General features: G+C 43.0%; 17 protein-coding genes. 14 read left to right on the top strand and 3 right to left on the bottom strand.

The genetic code is table 11. The features are described 5' to 3' along the window. Window positions 1-128 precede the first annotated feature (128 nt). The 12 genes from WD019_RS19995 (at window position 129) to WD019_RS20050 (ending at window position 14,470) form a co-directional block, all read left to right on the top strand. Window positions 129-1,421, top strand: a complete 1,293-nt coding sequence (locus WD019_RS19995; protein WP_026678414.1) for a Glu/Leu/Phe/Val family dehydrogenase — start codon at window positions 129-131, stop codon at window positions 1,419-1,421. Between the two features lie 30 nt (window positions 1,422-1,451). Next, entirely contained in the window at window positions 1,452-1,706 is a 255-nt protein-coding gene (locus WD019_RS20000) for a hypothetical protein (protein ID WP_425712593.1), read from the top strand. Window positions 1,707-2,105: 399 nt separating this feature from the next. After that, window positions 2,106-3,803: a hypothetical protein gene (locus WD019_RS20005; protein WP_425712594.1), complete on the top strand. Its 1,698-nt coding sequence runs from the start codon at window positions 2,106-2,108 to the stop codon at window positions 3,801-3,803. A gap of 158 nt (window positions 3,804-3,961) precedes the next feature. Then, the gene (locus WD019_RS20010; protein ID WP_425712595.1) at window positions 3,962-5,122 is read left to right on the top strand and encodes an ABC transporter permease; all 1,161 of its coding nucleotides are present in this window, start codon (window positions 3,962-3,964) and stop codon (window positions 5,120-5,122) included. Next, window positions 5,115-6,359: an ABC transporter permease gene (locus WD019_RS20015; RefSeq protein ID WP_425712596.1), complete on the top strand. Its 1,245-nt coding sequence runs from the start codon at window positions 5,115-5,117 to the stop codon at window positions 6,357-6,359. The genes WD019_RS20010 and WD019_RS20015 overlap by 8 nt, the downstream gene beginning before the upstream one ends. Then, complete coding sequence (locus tag WD019_RS20020) at window positions 6,286-7,023, top strand: ABC transporter ATP-binding protein (protein WP_425712597.1); 738 nt, start codon at window positions 6,286-6,288, stop codon at window positions 7,021-7,023. Before WD019_RS20015 ends, WD019_RS20020 begins: the two co-directional genes overlap by 74 nt. A 195-nt stretch (window positions 7,024-7,218) precedes the next feature. Next, window positions 7,219-7,938 (top strand): FadR/GntR family transcriptional regulator, encoded by a 720-nt coding sequence (locus tag WD019_RS20025; RefSeq protein ID WP_425712598.1) that lies wholly within the window; start codon window positions 7,219-7,221, stop codon window positions 7,936-7,938. A 308-nt stretch (window positions 7,939-8,246) separates the two neighbouring features. Further along, window positions 8,247-8,990: a (Fe-S)-binding protein gene (locus WD019_RS20030; RefSeq protein ID WP_425712599.1), complete on the top strand. Its 744-nt coding sequence runs from the start codon at window positions 8,247-8,249 to the stop codon at window positions 8,988-8,990. A 6-nt stretch (window positions 8,991-8,996) separates the two neighbouring features. Then, the gene (locus WD019_RS20035; protein ID WP_425712600.1) at window positions 8,997-10,427 is read left to right on the top strand and encodes a LutB/LldF family L-lactate oxidation iron-sulfur protein; all 1,431 of its coding nucleotides are present in this window, start codon (window positions 8,997-8,999) and stop codon (window positions 10,425-10,427) included. Continuing rightward, window positions 10,424-11,140, top strand: a complete 717-nt coding sequence (locus WD019_RS20040) for a LutC/YkgG family protein (RefSeq protein WP_425712601.1) — start codon at window positions 10,424-10,426, stop codon at window positions 11,138-11,140. Before WD019_RS20035 ends, WD019_RS20040 begins: the two co-directional genes overlap by 4 nt. Before the next feature lie 72 nt (window positions 11,141-11,212). After that, window positions 11,213-12,883, top strand: a complete 1,671-nt coding sequence (locus WD019_RS20045; protein ID WP_425712602.1) for a lactate permease LctP family transporter — start codon at window positions 11,213-11,215, stop codon at window positions 12,881-12,883. A 942-nt stretch (window positions 12,884-13,825) separates the two neighbouring features. Next, the gene (locus WD019_RS20050; protein ID WP_026678401.1) at window positions 13,826-14,470 is read left to right on the top strand and encodes a GNAT family N-acetyltransferase; all 645 of its coding nucleotides are present in this window, start codon (window positions 13,826-13,828) and stop codon (window positions 14,468-14,470) included. Between the two features lie 200 nt (window positions 14,471-14,670). On the opposite strand, the gene WD019_RS20055 is transcribed toward WD019_RS20050, so the two are convergent. From WD019_RS20055 to WD019_RS20065, 3 genes are all read right to left on the bottom strand, one after another. Further along, on the bottom strand, window positions 14,671-14,820 hold the full coding sequence (locus WD019_RS20055; protein WP_026678400.1) for a YvrJ family protein: 150 nt from the start codon (window positions 14,818-14,820) through the stop codon (window positions 14,671-14,673). Window positions 14,821-14,937: 117 nt separating this feature from the next. Then, on the bottom strand, window positions 14,938-15,153 hold the full coding sequence (locus WD019_RS20060) for a DUF2922 domain-containing protein (protein ID WP_425712603.1): 216 nt from the start codon (window positions 15,151-15,153) through the stop codon (window positions 14,938-14,940). A gap of 35 nt (window positions 15,154-15,188) precedes the next feature. After that, complete coding sequence (locus WD019_RS20065) at window positions 15,189-15,404, bottom strand: DUF1659 domain-containing protein (protein ID WP_425712604.1); 216 nt, start codon at window positions 15,402-15,404, stop codon at window positions 15,189-15,191. 209 nt (window positions 15,405-15,613) lie between these two features. Here WD019_RS20065 and WD019_RS20070 point away from each other — a divergent pair, with 209 nt between their 5' ends. Together WD019_RS20070 and WD019_RS20075 are read left to right on the top strand one after the other, a co-directional pair. After that, complete coding sequence (locus tag WD019_RS20070) at window positions 15,614-16,720, top strand: tetratricopeptide repeat protein (RefSeq protein WP_425712605.1); 1,107 nt, start codon at window positions 15,614-15,616, stop codon at window positions 16,718-16,720. Further along, window positions 16,717-16,851: a hypothetical protein gene (locus tag WD019_RS20075; protein ID WP_425712606.1), complete on the top strand. Its 135-nt coding sequence runs from the start codon at window positions 16,717-16,719 to the stop codon at window positions 16,849-16,851. Before WD019_RS20070 ends, WD019_RS20075 begins: the two co-directional genes overlap by 4 nt. Window positions 16,852-17,034 lie beyond the last annotated feature (183 nt).

The raw sequence follows: 17,034 nt of genomic DNA on the forward strand, positions 1-17,034 counted from the left end.
CCCTGATTACCTTATCTTGCATATGCAAGCGAAGACAACAGGCGAAACACTATAAACGTTTGGAGCGGCTTTTTGCTGCTCCTCATTCTTAAAACTAATGACCGTAATAAAACGAGGAGATGTAATCAATGGCGGCTACCGCAGTTTTAAATGATCTTCAAAAAAAGAGCAAAGAAGAGAAAGAAGCACTAAGTTTATTTGAATCGACACAATCTGTCATCCAAGAAGCGTTAAATAAATTGGGCTATTCGAATGAAATGTTCGAGCTATTGAAAGAACCACTTCGAATGTTGACAGTCCGCATTCCGGTTCGGATGGATGACGGGACAGTGAAAGTATTTACCGGCTATCGCTCCCAGCATAATGACTCGACCGGACCAACTAAAGGCGGCGTCCGTTTTCATCCAGAAGTGAACGAAAATGAAGTAAAGGCATTATCGATTTGGATGAGCTTAAAATGCGGCATTGTCGATTTGCCATACGGAGGCGGGAAAGGCGGCATTATTTGTGACCCAAGAAGCATGTCCTTCAGTGAATTGGAGCGCCTGAGCCGCGGATACGTTCGGGCGATCAGCCAATTGGTTGGACCAACAAAAGATATTCCTGCACCGGACGTGTTCACCAATTCACAAATTATGGCGTGGATGATGGATGAATATAGCCGCATCCGTGAATTTGACTCACCGGGCTTTATTACAGGGAAACCGCTCGTTCTTGGAGGATCGCACGGCCGCGAAACCGCAACTGCAAGCGGCGTCACATTATGCATTGAAGAAGCCGCGAAAAAGAAAGGCATCAAGCTTGAAGGGGCACGCGTCGTTGTTCAAGGATTCGGGAATGCGGGAAGCTATCTTGCGAAATTCATGCATGATGCCGGTGCAAAAGTCGTTGGCATTTCGGATGCCTACGGGGCGCTTTATGATCCGGACGGACTTGACATCGACTATTTACTGGAGCGCCGCGATAGCTTCGGGACAGTGACAAAGCTATTCAAAGATACGATCACGAATAAAGAATTGCTTGAGCTCGATTGTGACATTCTTGTGCCGGCCGCCATTTCCAATCAGATTACTGCGGAAAATGCCCATTTGATTAAGGCTCCAATCGTTGTAGAAGCAGCAAACGGACCGACAACGTTAGAAGCGACAAAGATTTTAACAGAGCGCGGTGTTCTTCTCGTGCCGGACGTATTGGCAAGCGCAGGCGGCGTGACTGTTTCCTATTTTGAATGGGTGCAAAACAACCAGGGCTATTACTGGACGGAAGAGGAAGTCGCCGTACGCTTGCGCAAAGTGATGGTAGAATCGTTTGAAAAAATTTATGAAACCGCACAAATACACAAGGTTGACATGAGATTGGCGGCCTATATGGTCGGAATCCGGAAAATGGCCGAAGCTTCACGTTTCAGAGGCTGGGTATAAAACTTTGTCCAAGAAGAGGAGAGAAGAGAAATGCCAGGCGTGGTGGAACCCGTTTATAGTCCCTATCATGGGACGGTAGAAAAAGTATTAACAATGAAAGCAAACCGTGTATACGAGTGGGAAAGACTGTTTTTAATTAAGACAAAAAATGGGTTAGTTGAGGAAGTTTCAGTAGGCATCAGTGGACATATTATCTCAGTGGATGTAAAACAAGGTGAGAATGTAACACCAGATACAGTATTAGCGAAAATTGAAGATGATTTCACAATTACCGGTTGTGATTAAATAGCTGTCACATTAGCAGGAAAAGAAACAAAAAAATGCGCATACAATGAGAGAGTTGGACAATAAGTTCAGCTCTCTTTTCGGTAGTAAATTCTAGAAAAGTTGTTTATCTTTTCCGGAAAGGGGGTAAGGAAATTTAGGTGGAGGTGATTTTGAGTCTTTTTTACTATATTTACAGAAAAATAAAACATCAATTGAAGAAAAATAGGGACTTTTGGCTCTTTTTTTCTTCAATGTATGGAAACCCTTCTATTCATTAGGTATAGTAAAATCATTGTTATTTCTTACCTTGAGGCAAGGAACAAGGCTATTTTATGGGGGATAGGGATGCGAAACATTTACATAGTTTACAAGATGTGACTTCCCTAAAGGCCAACTACAAACAAAAAGGAGGAGCACATGGATACACGGAATGAAACGGCTGCTGGCTTAGAGGTCAGCACGAATAAAAATCCCGGGAAGAAAAAGATTGCGATTACAGCTATTATTCTAGCAGTCATTCTAATTGGCATCGGAGGAACGGTTTATGCCGTCTTTTTTAACAAATCGCCAAAAGAGCTTTATTTCATCTCGGAACTAAATTCTTACAAAGCATTGGAAAAAAGCTTTAATGACAGCTTTGGCAATTCATTTGAACTTCAAGACAAAATGAAAAAAAGTCCCTACCAACAAGATATGACGATTGGCGTAAATATGAACGCAAATGGCTTGGAGCAACAGGTTCCGGAACTTGCGATGGTTCAGGAGTTCTTGAAAAATAGCAAGCTGAAGCTAGGTGTTAAACAAGATCCGAAAAAAGAACAGGGAGCTTATCACCTCGGCTTTTTAATGAATGATTCAGAAATCGCGAATGCGGAATTTTTCCAATCGAATGACAAAGCAGGCGTATTTGTCCCTGAACTATATAACAAATATTTTTACGTAGAAAATAAAAAGTTTGGCGAAACAATTAAAAAGTTCGATCCTTCTTACCAGGGGCCAAACGAGCTGCCAAACCTCATGTTTGCCCAAACAAAAACGAAGTTGAACTCTCCTGAATTTTGGAAGAAAAAAGGGATGGAGTATGCATTGTACATCGGTTCTAAAATTAAAGATGACGATGTGAAATTGAAGAAAGACGTGAGCTTTAAAGGAGAAAAGCTTCGCCAGCTGACGTTGACCCTTTCAGAAAAAGAAACGAAAGATCTTGTCGGCGGATTATTAAACAAATTATCGAAAGACGATGAATTGATCAATGAAATCGTCGATCAGCAAATGATGTCGGCATCGCTTGAAAACAACTCCATCACGCCAATGCCGTCTAAGAAAGAATTGAAAGAAAAAATCGTAAAAGATATTCAAGATGCAGAGAAACAGTTTAAAGAAAATGCTTCGTTGCCAAACGGACTTAAGCAGGTAGTCATCATTAACGACGATGAAGAAATTGTAAGCCGTAATATCGTTCTTGATGCGAAAAATGAAAAAACGGGCAAAACGGCTCATTTCGCTTATAAATCAACGAACTGGACAAAAGACAATGACGCAACGGATAAAACATGGAATGTAGAAGCAGGCACAGGGGAAAATGATAAGCTGGTAGTCGACGTAAAATCAAATACCGTACCTGATGGGGAGAAATTCAAGCGTACGATTAACGGTTCGTTCAAAGTGTGGGATAAAACAACCGGGCCAACGAGCGCGGGAATTGAAATTAAAACGAACGGAACGCAGGATAATAGCAAATCGACGTTCAAGCTGAATTTTACAGGCAAAGAGGCGAAAGATGTACCGGAAATTAGCGGTACGTATGACCAAAAGACGGATCAGAACCTGGATAAAAATTATTCCAACTCAAAAGCGACTCTTGGATTAAATCTTGCTTTCCATAATGATCCGGAAATGGGCAATGCGAAAATCGACGCCACCATTGATATTGACACAAAGACAAAATTTGTAGACCATCTGAAGTTCCCGGATTTGACACCGCAAAGTGCCGTCAATGTTTCAGAAGTGTCACAAGTTGAATTGATGAAAATCATGCAAGATATTCAAACGAATGCACAGAAGTTCATCGGGAAAAACGCAAGCCTCTTCCAGAACTTCCAAACGTTGCAGTAAACATCAAGCAAGGGTTTAACAATGCGTTAAACTCTTGTCTTTTTTTTTGTTCATAAATGAAGAGAGAATACGTTAGAATAGATATATAGAAAGTGAAAGAAAGCGGGGAGATTCGTATTTCAATTATGCCTCATGTCCGGCTAAGGTTTAAAAATTTAATGGCACATCCTTTTCAACATTTACTTACAATGCTTTTTCCGTTATTCATCGTCTCCCTTCTTCTTTATGGGCTGGCGCCTTTATGGAAAGGCCATCAATGGGTGAAGCCCTATCAAGTGGCTTTAGTTGACCAGGACGAAACGATGGAAACGAAATTGCTCACCCGCCAATTTCAATCATCAAAAGAAATGAACAAGGTTGTTTCGTTTCAACGGACAACCCTGGAAAAAGCAAAAGATCTTTTGCAAAAAAATAAAATTGCGGCGATTGTCGTTTTGCCAAAAGGATTTACAAATAGCTTGCAATACGGTGAAAACAAGCCTGCCATCGTCACAGGAAACGCTAAAAAGCCTTTAGAGGCGATGTTGTTCAAGGAAATGATGGAAGCGAACGCCAAACTCGTATCAGCCGCACAGAGCGGTGTCAACACGACGTATCATTACATGAAAAAAGCGGGGGTTCAAGGAGATAAGCTTGATCGTATACTAAAACAACTGATTGTCAGCTTCTCCCTTCAGTCTCTTGGCAGAAACAATGTATTTGAGACGGTTACACTCAATGCCTTTAATGGTCTTGCCATCAAAGAATACTTTAGCATTAGCCTTCTATTAATCTTGTTTATGCTCAATAGCCTTTTTGCCCTGCATATGATGAAGAATGAAGAGCAAGGAGTTCTCAAGCAGCGCTTAACGGTCATGGGAGTAAACGAAACATCGGTGATTCTGGCAGACTTTATTGTTTTGAGCGTTTTGACGAGCATCCAGACGGGTTTGCTATTGGGCGCATTTTCCTGGCTGATCGATTCGATAAACTTATCATTTGTGCTCATTGCATTTCTCTTTACGTTTACAATGAACGCTTTTTTTATTTGGCTTACGTCAATCGGGATAAAAGGACGGAGTTTTATAAGCATCGGCTTAATGATCATTTTGCTTTTTAGTAGCATGAGCGGGATCATTCTTCCGCTATCGTACTTGCCAGCTACGTTTGAGGCAGTCAGCCACTTTCTGCCGGTAAGATGGGCGCAAACCGAACTCATTTCAGCCATCGTTCAACACAGCCCAACCAGCAGCGTAAATTTACTCGTGGCGCTCTGTTTTGGATTCTTCATTTTAGCCCTTATTCACTCGTTGTTAAAAAGAAGGGGACGCTATGTATAAAACGTTTATCATGAATCGAATGAAATTGATCGCAGGCCGTCCTTTCATTCTCTTGTCTATTATTCTCTTGCCGGCCATTCTAGCGGTTGGAATGGGGCTTGCGGTTTCAAGTACGGCGGAAAAAACGAAAATCCCCATTCTCTTCGTGGACGAAGATCAAAGCGATTACTCGCAACTTGTTATAAAGCGCGCCAGCCAAAATCCGGCACTCAACATTCAGAGCGTCGATCAAAAAACGGCCGAACGAATGATCAAAACGAGTAGAGCGGATATTGCGTTTGTTTTCCTTAAAGGATTTAAGCAAAAGGTTATGAAAAATGAGGAAAAGGGCGCCATTCAAATGCTTATTTCGCCCGCGTCTTTATCGCAAGGAGCCGTTCGGGAAATCGTTGCCGGCGAGGTGATGCGGCTCTCGGCAAACGCCCATGCGGCCAATTATGTCACAGATCAATACGCCTTTTTAAAATGGGTTGATGAAAAACAGGAGAAGAGCCTTTGGAAAGAGGCATGGAACTATACGGACGAGCAATGGAAACCGGCGCCGCTCATGCAAATTGACTATCACGAAGGAACACCCCACTCTTCTATAAAAGGGGCTCCATCCAGCCAGAAATATACGATTTGGCTCATTCTTTTCCTTTCCCTTATGATGTTAATTTGTTTTTATATGAACGACTGGGTCATTACAGAGAGGGAAGATGGTGTGCTGCAAAGAATGTTTCTTTTCTCCATTAAGCCCCGGGCTTATGTGGGCGGGAACCTTATTGGCATCTTTCTGCTGTTATGTCCATCTAGTCTCCTATTTGCGCTTTTTTTGATATGGAACGTTCACATGACGGCGCCTCAAGCGGCCACATGGCTCTTGATAAGCGGGTTGTATGTATTTCTTTGCCTTTTGATCAGCTCTTTAATCGCCTGTTTTTGCCAGTCAAAGAAAACGTATTTCAGCATCGGATTATTGGCAGTTCTTGTAACAAGCATTGGGACGGGACTTCCTTCCAATCCTGGTAGTCTTTTTAACATTTTTCCGCAAAAGTGGGCGCTCGATGGAATGAGAAGCATTTTGATCGGAAACGAAGCGGGATGTATTGAGCCTGCAGCCGTGTGCGCTGCAGCTGGCCTGGTTTTATTTTTCGCGGCAGTAAAAATCATTGGAGGCAAGTATGATCGAGTTAAACGAGGTTTCAAAAACGTACGGAAAAAAGAGAGTCGTCGGGCCTATCACGCTCACCATTGAAAAAGGGCAAATTGTCGGGTTAATCGGCCCGAACGGAGCGGGGAAATCGACATTACTGCATATGCTTGGGACATTGCTTACACCCTCGACGGGTTCAATTTCGGTCGAAGGTAAGGAAATAAGCGAAGATGTGAAGGAGATCAGGCGTTCACTCGGGTTTGTCCCTCAAGAAATTGCGCTCTATTCAGGCTTGACGGCAAAGGATAACGTTAACTTTTTTGCCCGTATCGCCCATCGGCCAGTGCCGAAAGAATGGGTGAGCCGCCTTATCGAGATGGCGGGGTTAACCAAACATATGACGAAAAAGGTGAAGCATTTATCCGGCGGAATGCAGCGAAAGCTCAATATCATCGTCGCCTTATTGAACGATCCTGACTGGCTGTTAATGGATGAGCCGACTGTTGGCATCGACATTCAATCGAAGCAAGAAATCGTTTCCTTTATCCGCCAGCTTGGAAACGAGGGAAAAACGATCATTTACTCCAGCCACGATCCATGGGAAATTGAAACGTTATGTGACCGGCTGCTAGTATTGAATGAAGGCCGGGCCGTTTTTTACGGAACGAAAGAAGAAGCGCTAAAACAGGCACGCGAGCGGTTCCCCGGACTGACGGAAACCCCGTCCTTTTCTGATTTGCTCGGGATGATCGGCATGTGGCGGTGAGACACCTCACGATAAGGTAGACGAATAAGTTCTCTTGTCAGACGAATAAATGTTCTCGTGCGACGAATAGTTGATTACATTCGGCGAATAACCTTCCTGTACTGGAAATTATCCCCGGGCGGGAAGAGTTTTTGCGCCATTTTGCCGGGAAAACGATATTGCCGTAAAATAAGGGCAGGAAGGTGAAAAAAGCCCATGACGGAAAGCTATAAAAAAATTAAACGGAAAAAAATTTATGAAGAGGTGCAAGATGCCCTTATCGATATGATCAAAAATGGAGAGCTGAAACCCGGTGAGAAACTTCCTTCCGTGGAGCAATTAGCGGATAATTTTCAAGTCGGACGTTCTGCGATCAGGGAAGCGCTCACGTCCCTTCGTGCAATGAATGTGATCGAAATTAAACACGGGGAAGGTACCTATGTAAAAGATTACGAAAGCAGCGCCCTTTTTTCCTCTTTATCGAACGCCATTTTACTGCAGCCAAATGATGTCATGAACCTTCTTGAAGTTCGGAAAATTGTCGAGTTCGGTGCCGTGGAGGTTGCCGCAAAAAATTTTACCGAAGAGGATAAGGAAGAAATTCAACAGGCGATTGCGATGATGGAAGAAGAACTCGGTCTACCTGGAGAACTCGGTGATGAAGCCGATTGGAAATTTCATATGTCGATCGCAAAAGCGACACACAATCCAATACTCATCGACCTTATTAATAATATTTCCAATTTAATGATCCATTCTATTAAAGAAACGAGACGTTTGTTCATTGTAAAAGAGCCGGGCTATAAACAGGCATCATACGAAGAACATTCGCGGATTTGCGAAGCCATCATCAACAGAGATCCGGTAGAAGCGAAAAAACAAATGGAAATTCACTTAAATCATGTCGAACGGTTGCTAAAAAGCGTATTTCATTAAAAAATGGGGGCCAAAAGCCTCCATTTCTTTATGTTATCTTATTTAATCGGCCAATTTAACCTCCTGACAAACGTTATTTTCCAAAAAAGAGTGTTTATTTTCCAAACCGCCTAATGTATTTTCCAAAACTAAATTTTTATTTTCCAAAATGCCTAATGTATTTTCCAAAACACAAATTTTATTTTCCGAACTACATTATCTATTTTTGTGGATCGAAAATTCGCCCTATTTATTAAAGAAAAAGTTTGATATAATGAATTCAATCAAGTCATCAGATGACCTGACTTTTATGAAAAAGGAGGGGTTCGATGAAAGTCAGTTTATTTTCTACATGTTTAGTCGATATGTTTTACCCGAATGTCGGTAAAGCGACCGTTGAGCTGCTGGAGCGCTTCGGGTGTGAAGTGGATTTCCCGGAGGGGCAAGTTTGCTGTGGCCAGCCGGCTTTTAACAGCGGCTATACAGAAGATGCAAAAAAAGCGATGAAAAATATGATCAAAGCGTTTGAACATGCCGAATATGTCGTTACGCCATCCGGTTCGTGCGCCTATATGTTCAAGGAATATCCGCACGTATTTGAAGACGAGCCCGAATGGAAAGAAAAGGCCGTTCAATTAAAAGAAAAAACGTATGAATTAACGCAATTTCTCGTCCATGTTCTAAAAATTGAAGATGCAGGCGCCTACCTGGAAGGAACGGCAACGTATCATACGAGCTGCCATATGACGAGGTTGCTCGGAGCGAAAAGTGAACCGATTACTTTATTGTCCAATGTTGAAGGACTCCAATATGTTGAGCTTCCGCATAAAGAAAATTGCTGCGGGTTTGGTGGCACATTCTCTGTCAAGATGGGCGACATTTCCGGGCAAATGGTCGATGAAAAAGTAGGCTGCATCGTATCGACAAACGCAGACTATTTAGTTGGCTCTGATATGGCCTGCTTAATGAACATTGGCGGACGTCTCGACAGACAGGGCAAAAAAGTGAAAGTGATGCACATCGCCGAAGTGTTAAATCAAGTGCCGAAAACGAAAAGGAACGAAGGGAGGTAATGCCAGATGTCCATGAAAATTACCGATGAGACCTTTAAAGCCCGGATCCAAAAAGGACTTGGCAATGAATTTATGCGAGGGGCCGTTTCGTCTGCGCAAAACAGCTTGCAGGGCCGCCGCCTTGGAGCTGCAGAAGAGCTAGGTGACTGGGAAAAGTGGCGTGAGTTAGGGGAACAGATTCGCCAGCATGTACTCGAAAACCTTGATTACTATTTGATGGAGCTCAGTGAAAATGTTGCCAGACGCGGCGGGCATGTTTTCTTTGCGAAAACGAAAGAAGAGGCAAGCGCCTATATCCGGGATATCGTCGAAAAGAAAGACGCAAAAAAAATTGTCAAGTCCAAGTCGATGGTAACGGAAGAAATCAATATGAATGAAGCGCTTGAAGCAATTGGCTGCGAAGTGCTGGAGACGGACCTTGGCGAATATATCCTTCAGGTGGACGACCATGATCCTCCTTCACATATCGTCGCGCCGGCACTTCATAAAAATAAAGACCAGATCCGCGATGTGTTTAAAGAAAAGCTCCATTATGACAAAACGTCAAAACCAGAGGAACTCGCACGTTTTGCCCGTGAAGTCTTGCGCAAAAAGTTTATGGAAGCGGAAGTCGGAATTACGGGCTGCAACTTCGCGGTCGCCAATACCGGTTCGGTCACGCTCGTTACAAATGAAGGGAACGCCGATTTAGTAACAATCATTCCGAAAACGCACATCGCCGTCATGGGTATGGAGCGGATTGTACCGACGCTGGAGGACATGGAAATTTTAGTGAATTTATTGTGCCGGAGTGCGGTCGGCCAGAAATTGACAAGCTATATCACAACATTGACGGGGCCAAAAGATCCGGGCGATGCCGACGGGCCGGAAGAGTTTCACCTTGTGATCGTAGATAATGGCCGAAGTGACATTTTGGCGACGGAACTTAAATCCGTTCTTCAATGTATTCGCTGTGCAGCTTGCGTTAACGTTTGCCCGGTGTACCGCCATATCGGAGGCCACGCCTACGGTTCCATCTACTCTGGTCCGATTGGGGCCGTGCTGAGTCCGCTCCTCGGGGGCTATGACGATTACAAGGAGCTGCCGTACGCTTCTTCGCTTTGCGCTGCATGCACCGATGCCTGTCCGGTGAAAATTCCGCTTCACGAACTGTTGATCAAACATCGGCAAAACATTGTCGCCCGCGAAGGGAAAGCGCCTTTTTCCGAAAAAGTAATGATGAAAGCAATCGGTATGGGAACCGGTTCGCAAACAGCTTATAAGATCGGGTCAAAGCTTGCGCCGCTTGCCACAAAACCGCTTCAAAGCGACAACCGGATTACAAAAGGAATCGGAATGTTGAAAGGCTGGACGGATACGCGCAATCTCCCTGCGCCGGCTAAAGAACGGTTCCGGGATTGGATGAAGAAACGCGGGAAGGAGGGCAAGGACCAATGATAAAAGGATCGATTCAAAATCGCGACTCATTTTTGGATCATATTGCACAAAAACTTGGCCGCCCAAGAAAAGTTTCCGGGGTTGTCCGGCCCGAATACAAGCACGATGTCCATTGGAACGTATTAAAGGATGCGAGCCAGGATGAATTAGTTGAAGTGTTAAAAGAACAATGCAAGAAAATCCATACGGACGTCATTGAAACAGATAAAATGAAGTTGGCCAGAGTCTTGAAAGAGATTGTCGCTCAATTTGGCGGTGGTCCTGTCATTATGCACAATGACGAGCGTTTATCTGAATACGGCCTTTCTCATTTAATAGAAACAGAGTGGCCCAACAAAAACATCCCCGTGCATATTTGGAAACCGGCATTAGGCGACGAAAATGTGAAGATTGCCGAACAATCGAATGTCGGGATTACGTTTGCCGATTACGCGATGGCGGAATCTGGCACGGTCGTTCTTTGCAGCAATAATAAGAAAGGGCGTGCCGTCAACTTTTTGCCGACAACGTATATTGCCATTATCGAAAAGAGCCGGATCGTGCCCCGCTCGACTCAAGTTGCCCACGACTTGAACCAAAAAGCGGAAAACGGCGAGCCGATCGCTTCGTGCATAAACTTTATTTCCGGTCCGTCAAACTCGGCCGACATCGAAATGAATCTCGTCGTAGGCGTCCACGGCCCGGTAAAAGCAACCTATATTATTGTTTCATAACGTAGACTGTCCATGCGCCATTATGCGCAATGGACAGCTTAATTTTCAAAATCGTTAAAAAGGAGAGGGAATATGAACACCTGGACTCAAATCTATGACCCACTAGGAAATATCTGGTTGTCAGCCATTGTTGCATTAATACCGATCATCTTTTTCTTTTTGGCACTTACCGCTTTTCGTATGCAAGGGCATATGGCAGGATTACTTACTGTCATTATTACGTTTATCATAGTTGTATCCGTTTACAAAATGCCGTTAACGATGGCCTTTTCTGCAACCGCTTACGGTTTTGTTTACGGTCTTTGGCCAGTCGCCTGGATTATCGTCACATCGGTTTATTTGTACAAGTTATCGGTGAAGTCAGGACAATTTGATACGATTCGTGCATCTGTATTGTCCATAACGAACGACCATCGCTTATTGGTCATCTTAATTGGGTTTTCATTCGGTGCCTTTTTAGAAGGAGCTGCGGGCTTCGGTGCCCCTGTAGCCATCACCGCATCTTTGTTAGCCGGTCTTGGATTAAACCCGCTTTATGCGGCAGGGTTATGTTTAATCGCTAACACCGCACCGGTGGCATTCGGGGCAATGGGGATCCCGATTACTGTCTCCGGGCAAATTACCGGAATTGATGCCCACCTAATCGGGCAAATGGCGGGACATCAATTGCCGATCTTATCAGTATTCGTACCGTTTTTCTTAGTTTTTTTAATGGATGGTTTCAAGGGAGTGAAGGAAACGTGGCCGGCTGTTTTAGTCGCAGGAGGATCATTTGCCATTACACAATTTTTAACGGCGACATTCCTTGGTCCTGAATTGCCGGATATTACTTCGGCCATCGTCAGCCTCATTTGTCTATCACTCTTTTTGAAAATATGGAAACCAAAAAACATTTTTAAATTTAAAGGAGAGAAGGCAGGAAGTTATTCTGAAATTGCAGCTTCTGTAGAATCACCTGCATTCCAGCTCACATTCGGAAAAATCGTTAAGGCCTGGTCGCCGTTTATCGTATTAACGATAATGATCATTATTTGGAGCCAAAAAGGATTTAAGGCATTATTTGCTCCTGATGGTCCATTAGCGGCAACGGTGAGAAGTATTCCCGTACCTGGTCTTCATAATCATATTGTGAAAGTTAAGCCGATTGTTGACAAGCTTACATCGTATGAAGCAATCTTTAAATGGGACTTCATTTCCGCAACGGGAACGGCGATTCTTTTTGTCGCCGTGATTTCAATCATCATCTTGCGAATCCCGTTTAAAGAGGCTATCAACACCTTTGTAGAAACATTATCCGAATTAAGGAAACCAATCTTGTCTATCGGGCTTGTTCTAGGGTTTGCTTTTATTGCCAATTATTCCGGCCTATCGAGTACATTGGCGCTGGCACTTACCGCAACAGGCGGGCTTTTTCCGTTTTTCTCGCCGATTCTCGGATGGCTCGGTGTCTTTTTGACAGGGTCAGATACATCATCAAACGCCTTGTTTGCGAACTTGCAATCGATTACGGCACAGCAAATTGGTGTCAAAGAAGTGTTATTAGTCGCCGCGAATACAACTGGCGGGGTAACGGGGAAAATGATTTCGCCGCAGTCGATCGCTGTCGCCTGTGCAGCTGTAGGACTCGTTGGAAAAGAGTCAGAATTGTTCCGCTTTACAGTTAAACACAGTCTATTCTTTGTATTGATTATCGGAATCATAACATACGTTCAGGCGTATTACCTGACATGGATGATTCCTTAAAACGAGAAAGAGGAGCTTCTACGTGATGAGTAGAAAGCTCCTTTTATTTTGGAATAATATAGTAGAAAAAGTGGTGAATAGAATGATAATGTTAGAATAACAGGTGAAATATAGAAATTCGGAGGTGGTTTTACCTTATTGGCAATATTACTTTCCGAACGTTATAATCCATAGGTTTAACAATGATAACGGTGAAAAGATAACAAAAAAGGCAAAATTTAAAGCAATGGCTACAATTTTAGTTGTGCTGTTTTTTGCAAATAAAGCAATGATAACACCCACAACTGGGCTTACTGCAATGATAAGAAGGATGAGTTGTAAATAATGATCGTAGTAATATTCCGATGGAGTAATTACGGAATCAATAATTTGAGCAGTTGCTCCGACAGCCAAAATAAAAATGAAAATATGATAAATTTCTTCACAGTTAACCTCCCTCTAAAATGAACCAATTCTGTTGGTTTAATTTTAGAGGGCAGTATGACTTTATTAAAGTACTATCTTTTTCTAGTACCGGAACAAACGATCTAAAACTTCGAGGGGAAAAATCAAAGTAAATAAAAGAACAGTGAAAACTTTGGATATAAAATACATTGTTAGTATGTCCAAAAAGTGATACATATTGTATTACAAAAACTTCGCTTTCAATTAAAAACCCTTTTCTCGCGCTAATCTCTATATTTCCGTATTTGAATATCCCGCCAATGGAGCGGTAATTCGTGATCTTTTAAGTGTTTATATTCCAACAGCTTCACTCGGCCAATACCATTAATGTCATAAGTAATCAAATCTTCGCCTACGCTTATATGGGGTCCGATATAAAACATATTCTAATAGTCACGTTTTCATTATTGACAATGGATAACCCCTTTGAAAGAATGTTCATATAAAAACTCCAAAAGCGGTATTGGGGAAAGTTAAGCAAACGAAGGATGTGATGCCATGCTGAAGCCTGTGACGCTTCGTGGCCGCCTTGTCTCATTAGAACCAATGACGGTGGGACACGTGAAAGAGCTCTGCGCAGCTGCTCTTGAGGACAGGTCAACGTATACTTATACGTATGTTCCGGATGGACTGGAAGATACGAAACGTTATATCGAAATTGCTTTGGCGGACTTTTCGAAAGGTCGTGCGTTGCCATTTGTGGTTCGTCACATCGAAACAGGCCGTATTGTCGGAACAACCCGATTTCTTGATCTCGAAGTTTTTTCGTGGCCCCAGAATGGGGTCGATGGATCTTCACCCAGAGATACTATGATACCAACCGTTGCTGAAATAGGAAGTACGTGGTATCAAGCTTCGTTCCAACGCACCGGTGTCAACACGGAGTGCAAACTTCTTATGCTGACGCATGCATTTGAAACGTGGAAGACGATCAGAATCACATTGAAAACCGATGCCCGCAACATCCGTTCCCGAACGGCAATTGAGCGGCTAGGCGCTACTTTTGAAGGGATTCGCAGGGCCCACGTCCCCGCAAGTGATGGCGGTATTAGAGATTCGGCTTATTATTCCATCCTCGCCGAAGAATGGCCGACGGTCCGTACCAACCTCCAAGAGAGACTTCAAAAATGGCTTGAAAAGTAGCACGGAGTAATTCGTTTCATTAGGAACCGCATCTTCATTGAAATTAATGACTCCACATCGATTTCAATATCATGGATGATTTTCGATTTAAAAGAAAAGAAAATCAACTAATTGGACTATGCCGTAACCATAGGATCGGTAGCAATTACAAAAAACAAATTCCTGAATCTCCCAAAAAGGCGGATTCAGGAATTTTGTGTTTAGGCTGCTGGTGGCTTCTGCATCCGTTCAGCCAGCATCAGGATGGAATTGTTCAATGTATCGAGCTTGCCTTCGATCCGGTGCAAGAGATACAACGTGACGACCACCGGGAAGCCGACGTCGCTGATGAGAGAAAGCCATGCTTCCATGAGTAAGCCCCCTTTCCTTATAAAATGGTTTGATCTCCAGACAAAAAGAATGGTAGAAAAAAGGGGTTGTCCCATGCTGGTGGAGGATGGATCCAACAGCCGGGGCAGCCCCTTCTTTTATAGGCTGATTTCCGAGACGCTGCGGTCGACGATCTGGGCGCCTTTCTTTTCAACAAGGTCACCGCCGCTTGATGAGAACACGTTTTGAGCAATGATCGTATCCATTGCTGCTTTCACAGCTGCGGCATCGACCGGTTCCTTCGGTGCATCAAGTGTGACCGTCACTGTTTTTTTGTCCCGGTTCAGAAATTGAAGCGCTAACGTTTTCGCCATCTTTTATCCCTCCTTTTCTTCATATGGTGTTAACGTTATGCTAAGATGCTGTACGAGTCGTTTCGCTCGATGGAGTCGAGCGGGTATTGCTGAAGCGCGGCAAGGGCATTCGCAACTGCGTGAAGCTGATCTGTCGTTGCTGTCGTTTTCACTTTGAAGTTTTTGCTTTTAATGATCGGCTTTCCCTTTGGATCGACTCCGGTTTCGAAATTCAAACGCAGCTCAGAATCCATGATGGTTGATGTCGCCATATCATCACCTCCTTTCATCCTATAAATAGATGGATAGAGAAAAAAAGAGGCATCTTTTTTAAAATTATTTAAAAATTTTTTAAAGGAAAATACTGACGAATGTCGAACTACAGATTATGTCAAAGATTTAACAAAAAAAGCGAAAAAGTTAGCTCAACGCCTTATCAAAATTTATGGGAGTGTCGTGACTCAGAGGAAGGTGGGTATTTATGAGTGCCTTGACCGTAAGCAAAGAAGAGATGATGTTACTTTTAAATGAGTGGTATCAGGAAATTCGTGAACAAAACATACAAAAGTCCAGCCAATTAAAGGATGAGATTAGCCGAAAGATTCAACAGATGGAAATCGATCCGACCCAGACTCTGTTTATCTATTATTCTCTGTTAGAGTTGCGTCAACAATTGTTAGTTGACCATCTTAAGCAGGCGGATAAGGCAATCCAACGAATAAATACGATAGACCAACCTACCGACGACTTCCTGGCCTATTATTATCATTTTTTCAAGGCGCAACACTTTACCATTATTGGTAGCTATAGCGATGCCTGCATTCATTTTGAAAAGGCGGAAGCCCTTTTGGCGTTGGTCCCGGACGAAGTTGAAAAAGCCGAGTTTCATTATAAAGTGGCAAATTATTATTATCATGTTCGCCAGCCGGTCCTAGCCATTCATTATGCGAAGAAAGCGAAGGAGTTTTTTGAAGGGCAATATGGCTATGATCTTAATGTCGCTGCCTGCCAAAATGTTTTAGGATTGGCCTACACATTGCTTAAACAATTTAAGGAAGCGGAAGTTAACTTTCTATCTGCCCTAAATACCGTGCAAAAGATGAACCAGGAGCAACGCGCTGTATTGATCCGCTATAATCTTGGCTTGCTCTATTCTGAACAACAAAACCAATCAGAAGCGGCTATCAGCTTTTTAGAAAAAGTTTATGAGAAACGCTTTAAACTCCATAAAACTGCTTTCCTTCTTGCACGCGAATACTATAAAACAAATAAAAAGGACGCTGCATCACACTTCATCGAAGAAGGGCTAAAGCATTGCCGGGCAGCGAATAATGAGGAATACCGCTTTCATTTTCATATTTTAGCCGCGTTTCATTATGCCCATCAAGATGATCTTGAATTGGAATCCGCCATAAAAGAAGGAATTTCCTACTTTGAAAGAGAAGAATTATGGGGATACGTTCAAGACTACAGTGAACAATTGGCTGAACATTTTTACACAAAAGGAAACTATGAGAAGAGCAGTGATTATTTTCACCTTGCGTTTGTTGCAAAACAAAAACTTTTGGAGAAAGGAGTGGTTGGATGAAACGGATTCTATTCGCGTTGATTCATTGTTCAATTGCCGCCGCCTTGCTTTTTGGCGGGTTCACATTAACCGTTGGGTCCCATCAACAGGCAGGAACGGCAGGAACAACAGAACATGGAGAAACATGGTAAGGCCAGACGAATTGGCCTTCTTTTTTTTGTCTTTGAAATAGATAACCCTAAAATGATTTCGTGTTCGGACAATAAGTGCTCTTATTTAGACAATAAATCATCCGGTTTAGACAATAAAATCTTACTTTTGGATAATAAGTGAAAAATAGACTTATTTTTTTATCCAACTGAGGCCGTTTATTG

The sequence above is a fragment of the Fictibacillus sp. Mic-4 genome, assembly GCF_049843615.1.
Lineage (GTDB): Bacteria > Bacillota > Bacilli > Bacillales > Fictibacillaceae > Fictibacillus_A > Fictibacillus_A gelatini.

Coding starts and splice junctions, on each gene's coding strand:
- WD019_RS20010 (WP_425712595.1), top strand. CDS start 3,962: ATGGCACATCCTTTTCAACATTTACTTACAATGCTTTTTCCGTTATTC.
- WD019_RS20015 (WP_425712596.1), top strand. CDS start 5,115: ATGTATAAAACGTTTATCATGAATCGAATGAAATTGATCGCAGGCCGT.
- WD019_RS20040 (WP_425712601.1), top strand. CDS start 10,424: ATGATAAAAGGATCGATTCAAAATCGCGACTCATTTTTGGATCATATT.
- WD019_RS20035 (WP_425712600.1), top strand. CDS start 8,997: ATGTCCATGAAAATTACCGATGAGACCTTTAAAGCCCGGATCCAAAAA.
- WD019_RS20030 (WP_425712599.1), top strand. CDS start 8,247: ATGAAAGTCAGTTTATTTTCTACATGTTTAGTCGATATGTTTTACCCG.
- WD019_RS20060 (WP_425712603.1), bottom strand. CDS start 15,153: ATGGCGAAAACGTTAGCGCTTCAATTTCTGAACCGGGACAAAAAAACA.
- WD019_RS19995 (WP_026678414.1), top strand. CDS start 129: ATGGCGGCTACCGCAGTTTTAAATGATCTTCAAAAAAAGAGCAAAGAA.
- WD019_RS20045 (WP_425712602.1), top strand. CDS start 11,213: ATGAACACCTGGACTCAAATCTATGACCCACTAGGAAATATCTGGTTG.
- WD019_RS20000 (WP_425712593.1), top strand. CDS start 1,452: ATGCCAGGCGTGGTGGAACCCGTTTATAGTCCCTATCATGGGACGGTA.
- WD019_RS20070 (WP_425712605.1), top strand. CDS start 15,614: ATGAGTGCCTTGACCGTAAGCAAAGAAGAGATGATGTTACTTTTAAAT.
- WD019_RS20020 (WP_425712597.1), top strand. CDS start 6,286: ATGATCGAGTTAAACGAGGTTTCAAAAACGTACGGAAAAAAGAGAGTC.
- WD019_RS20075 (WP_425712606.1), top strand. CDS start 16,717: ATGAAACGGATTCTATTCGCGTTGATTCATTGTTCAATTGCCGCCGCC.
- WD019_RS20055 (WP_026678400.1), bottom strand. CDS start 14,820: ATGGAAGCATGGCTTTCTCTCATCAGCGACGTCGGCTTCCCGGTGGTC.
- WD019_RS20065 (WP_425712604.1), bottom strand. CDS start 15,404: ATGGCGACATCAACCATCATGGATTCTGAGCTGCGTTTGAATTTCGAA.
- WD019_RS20025 (WP_425712598.1), top strand. CDS start 7,219: ATGACGGAAAGCTATAAAAAAATTAAACGGAAAAAAATTTATGAAGAG.
- WD019_RS20050 (WP_026678401.1), top strand. CDS start 13,826: ATGCTGAAGCCTGTGACGCTTCGTGGCCGCCTTGTCTCATTAGAACCA.
- WD019_RS20005 (WP_425712594.1), top strand. CDS start 2,106: ATGGATACACGGAATGAAACGGCTGCTGGCTTAGAGGTCAGCACGAAT.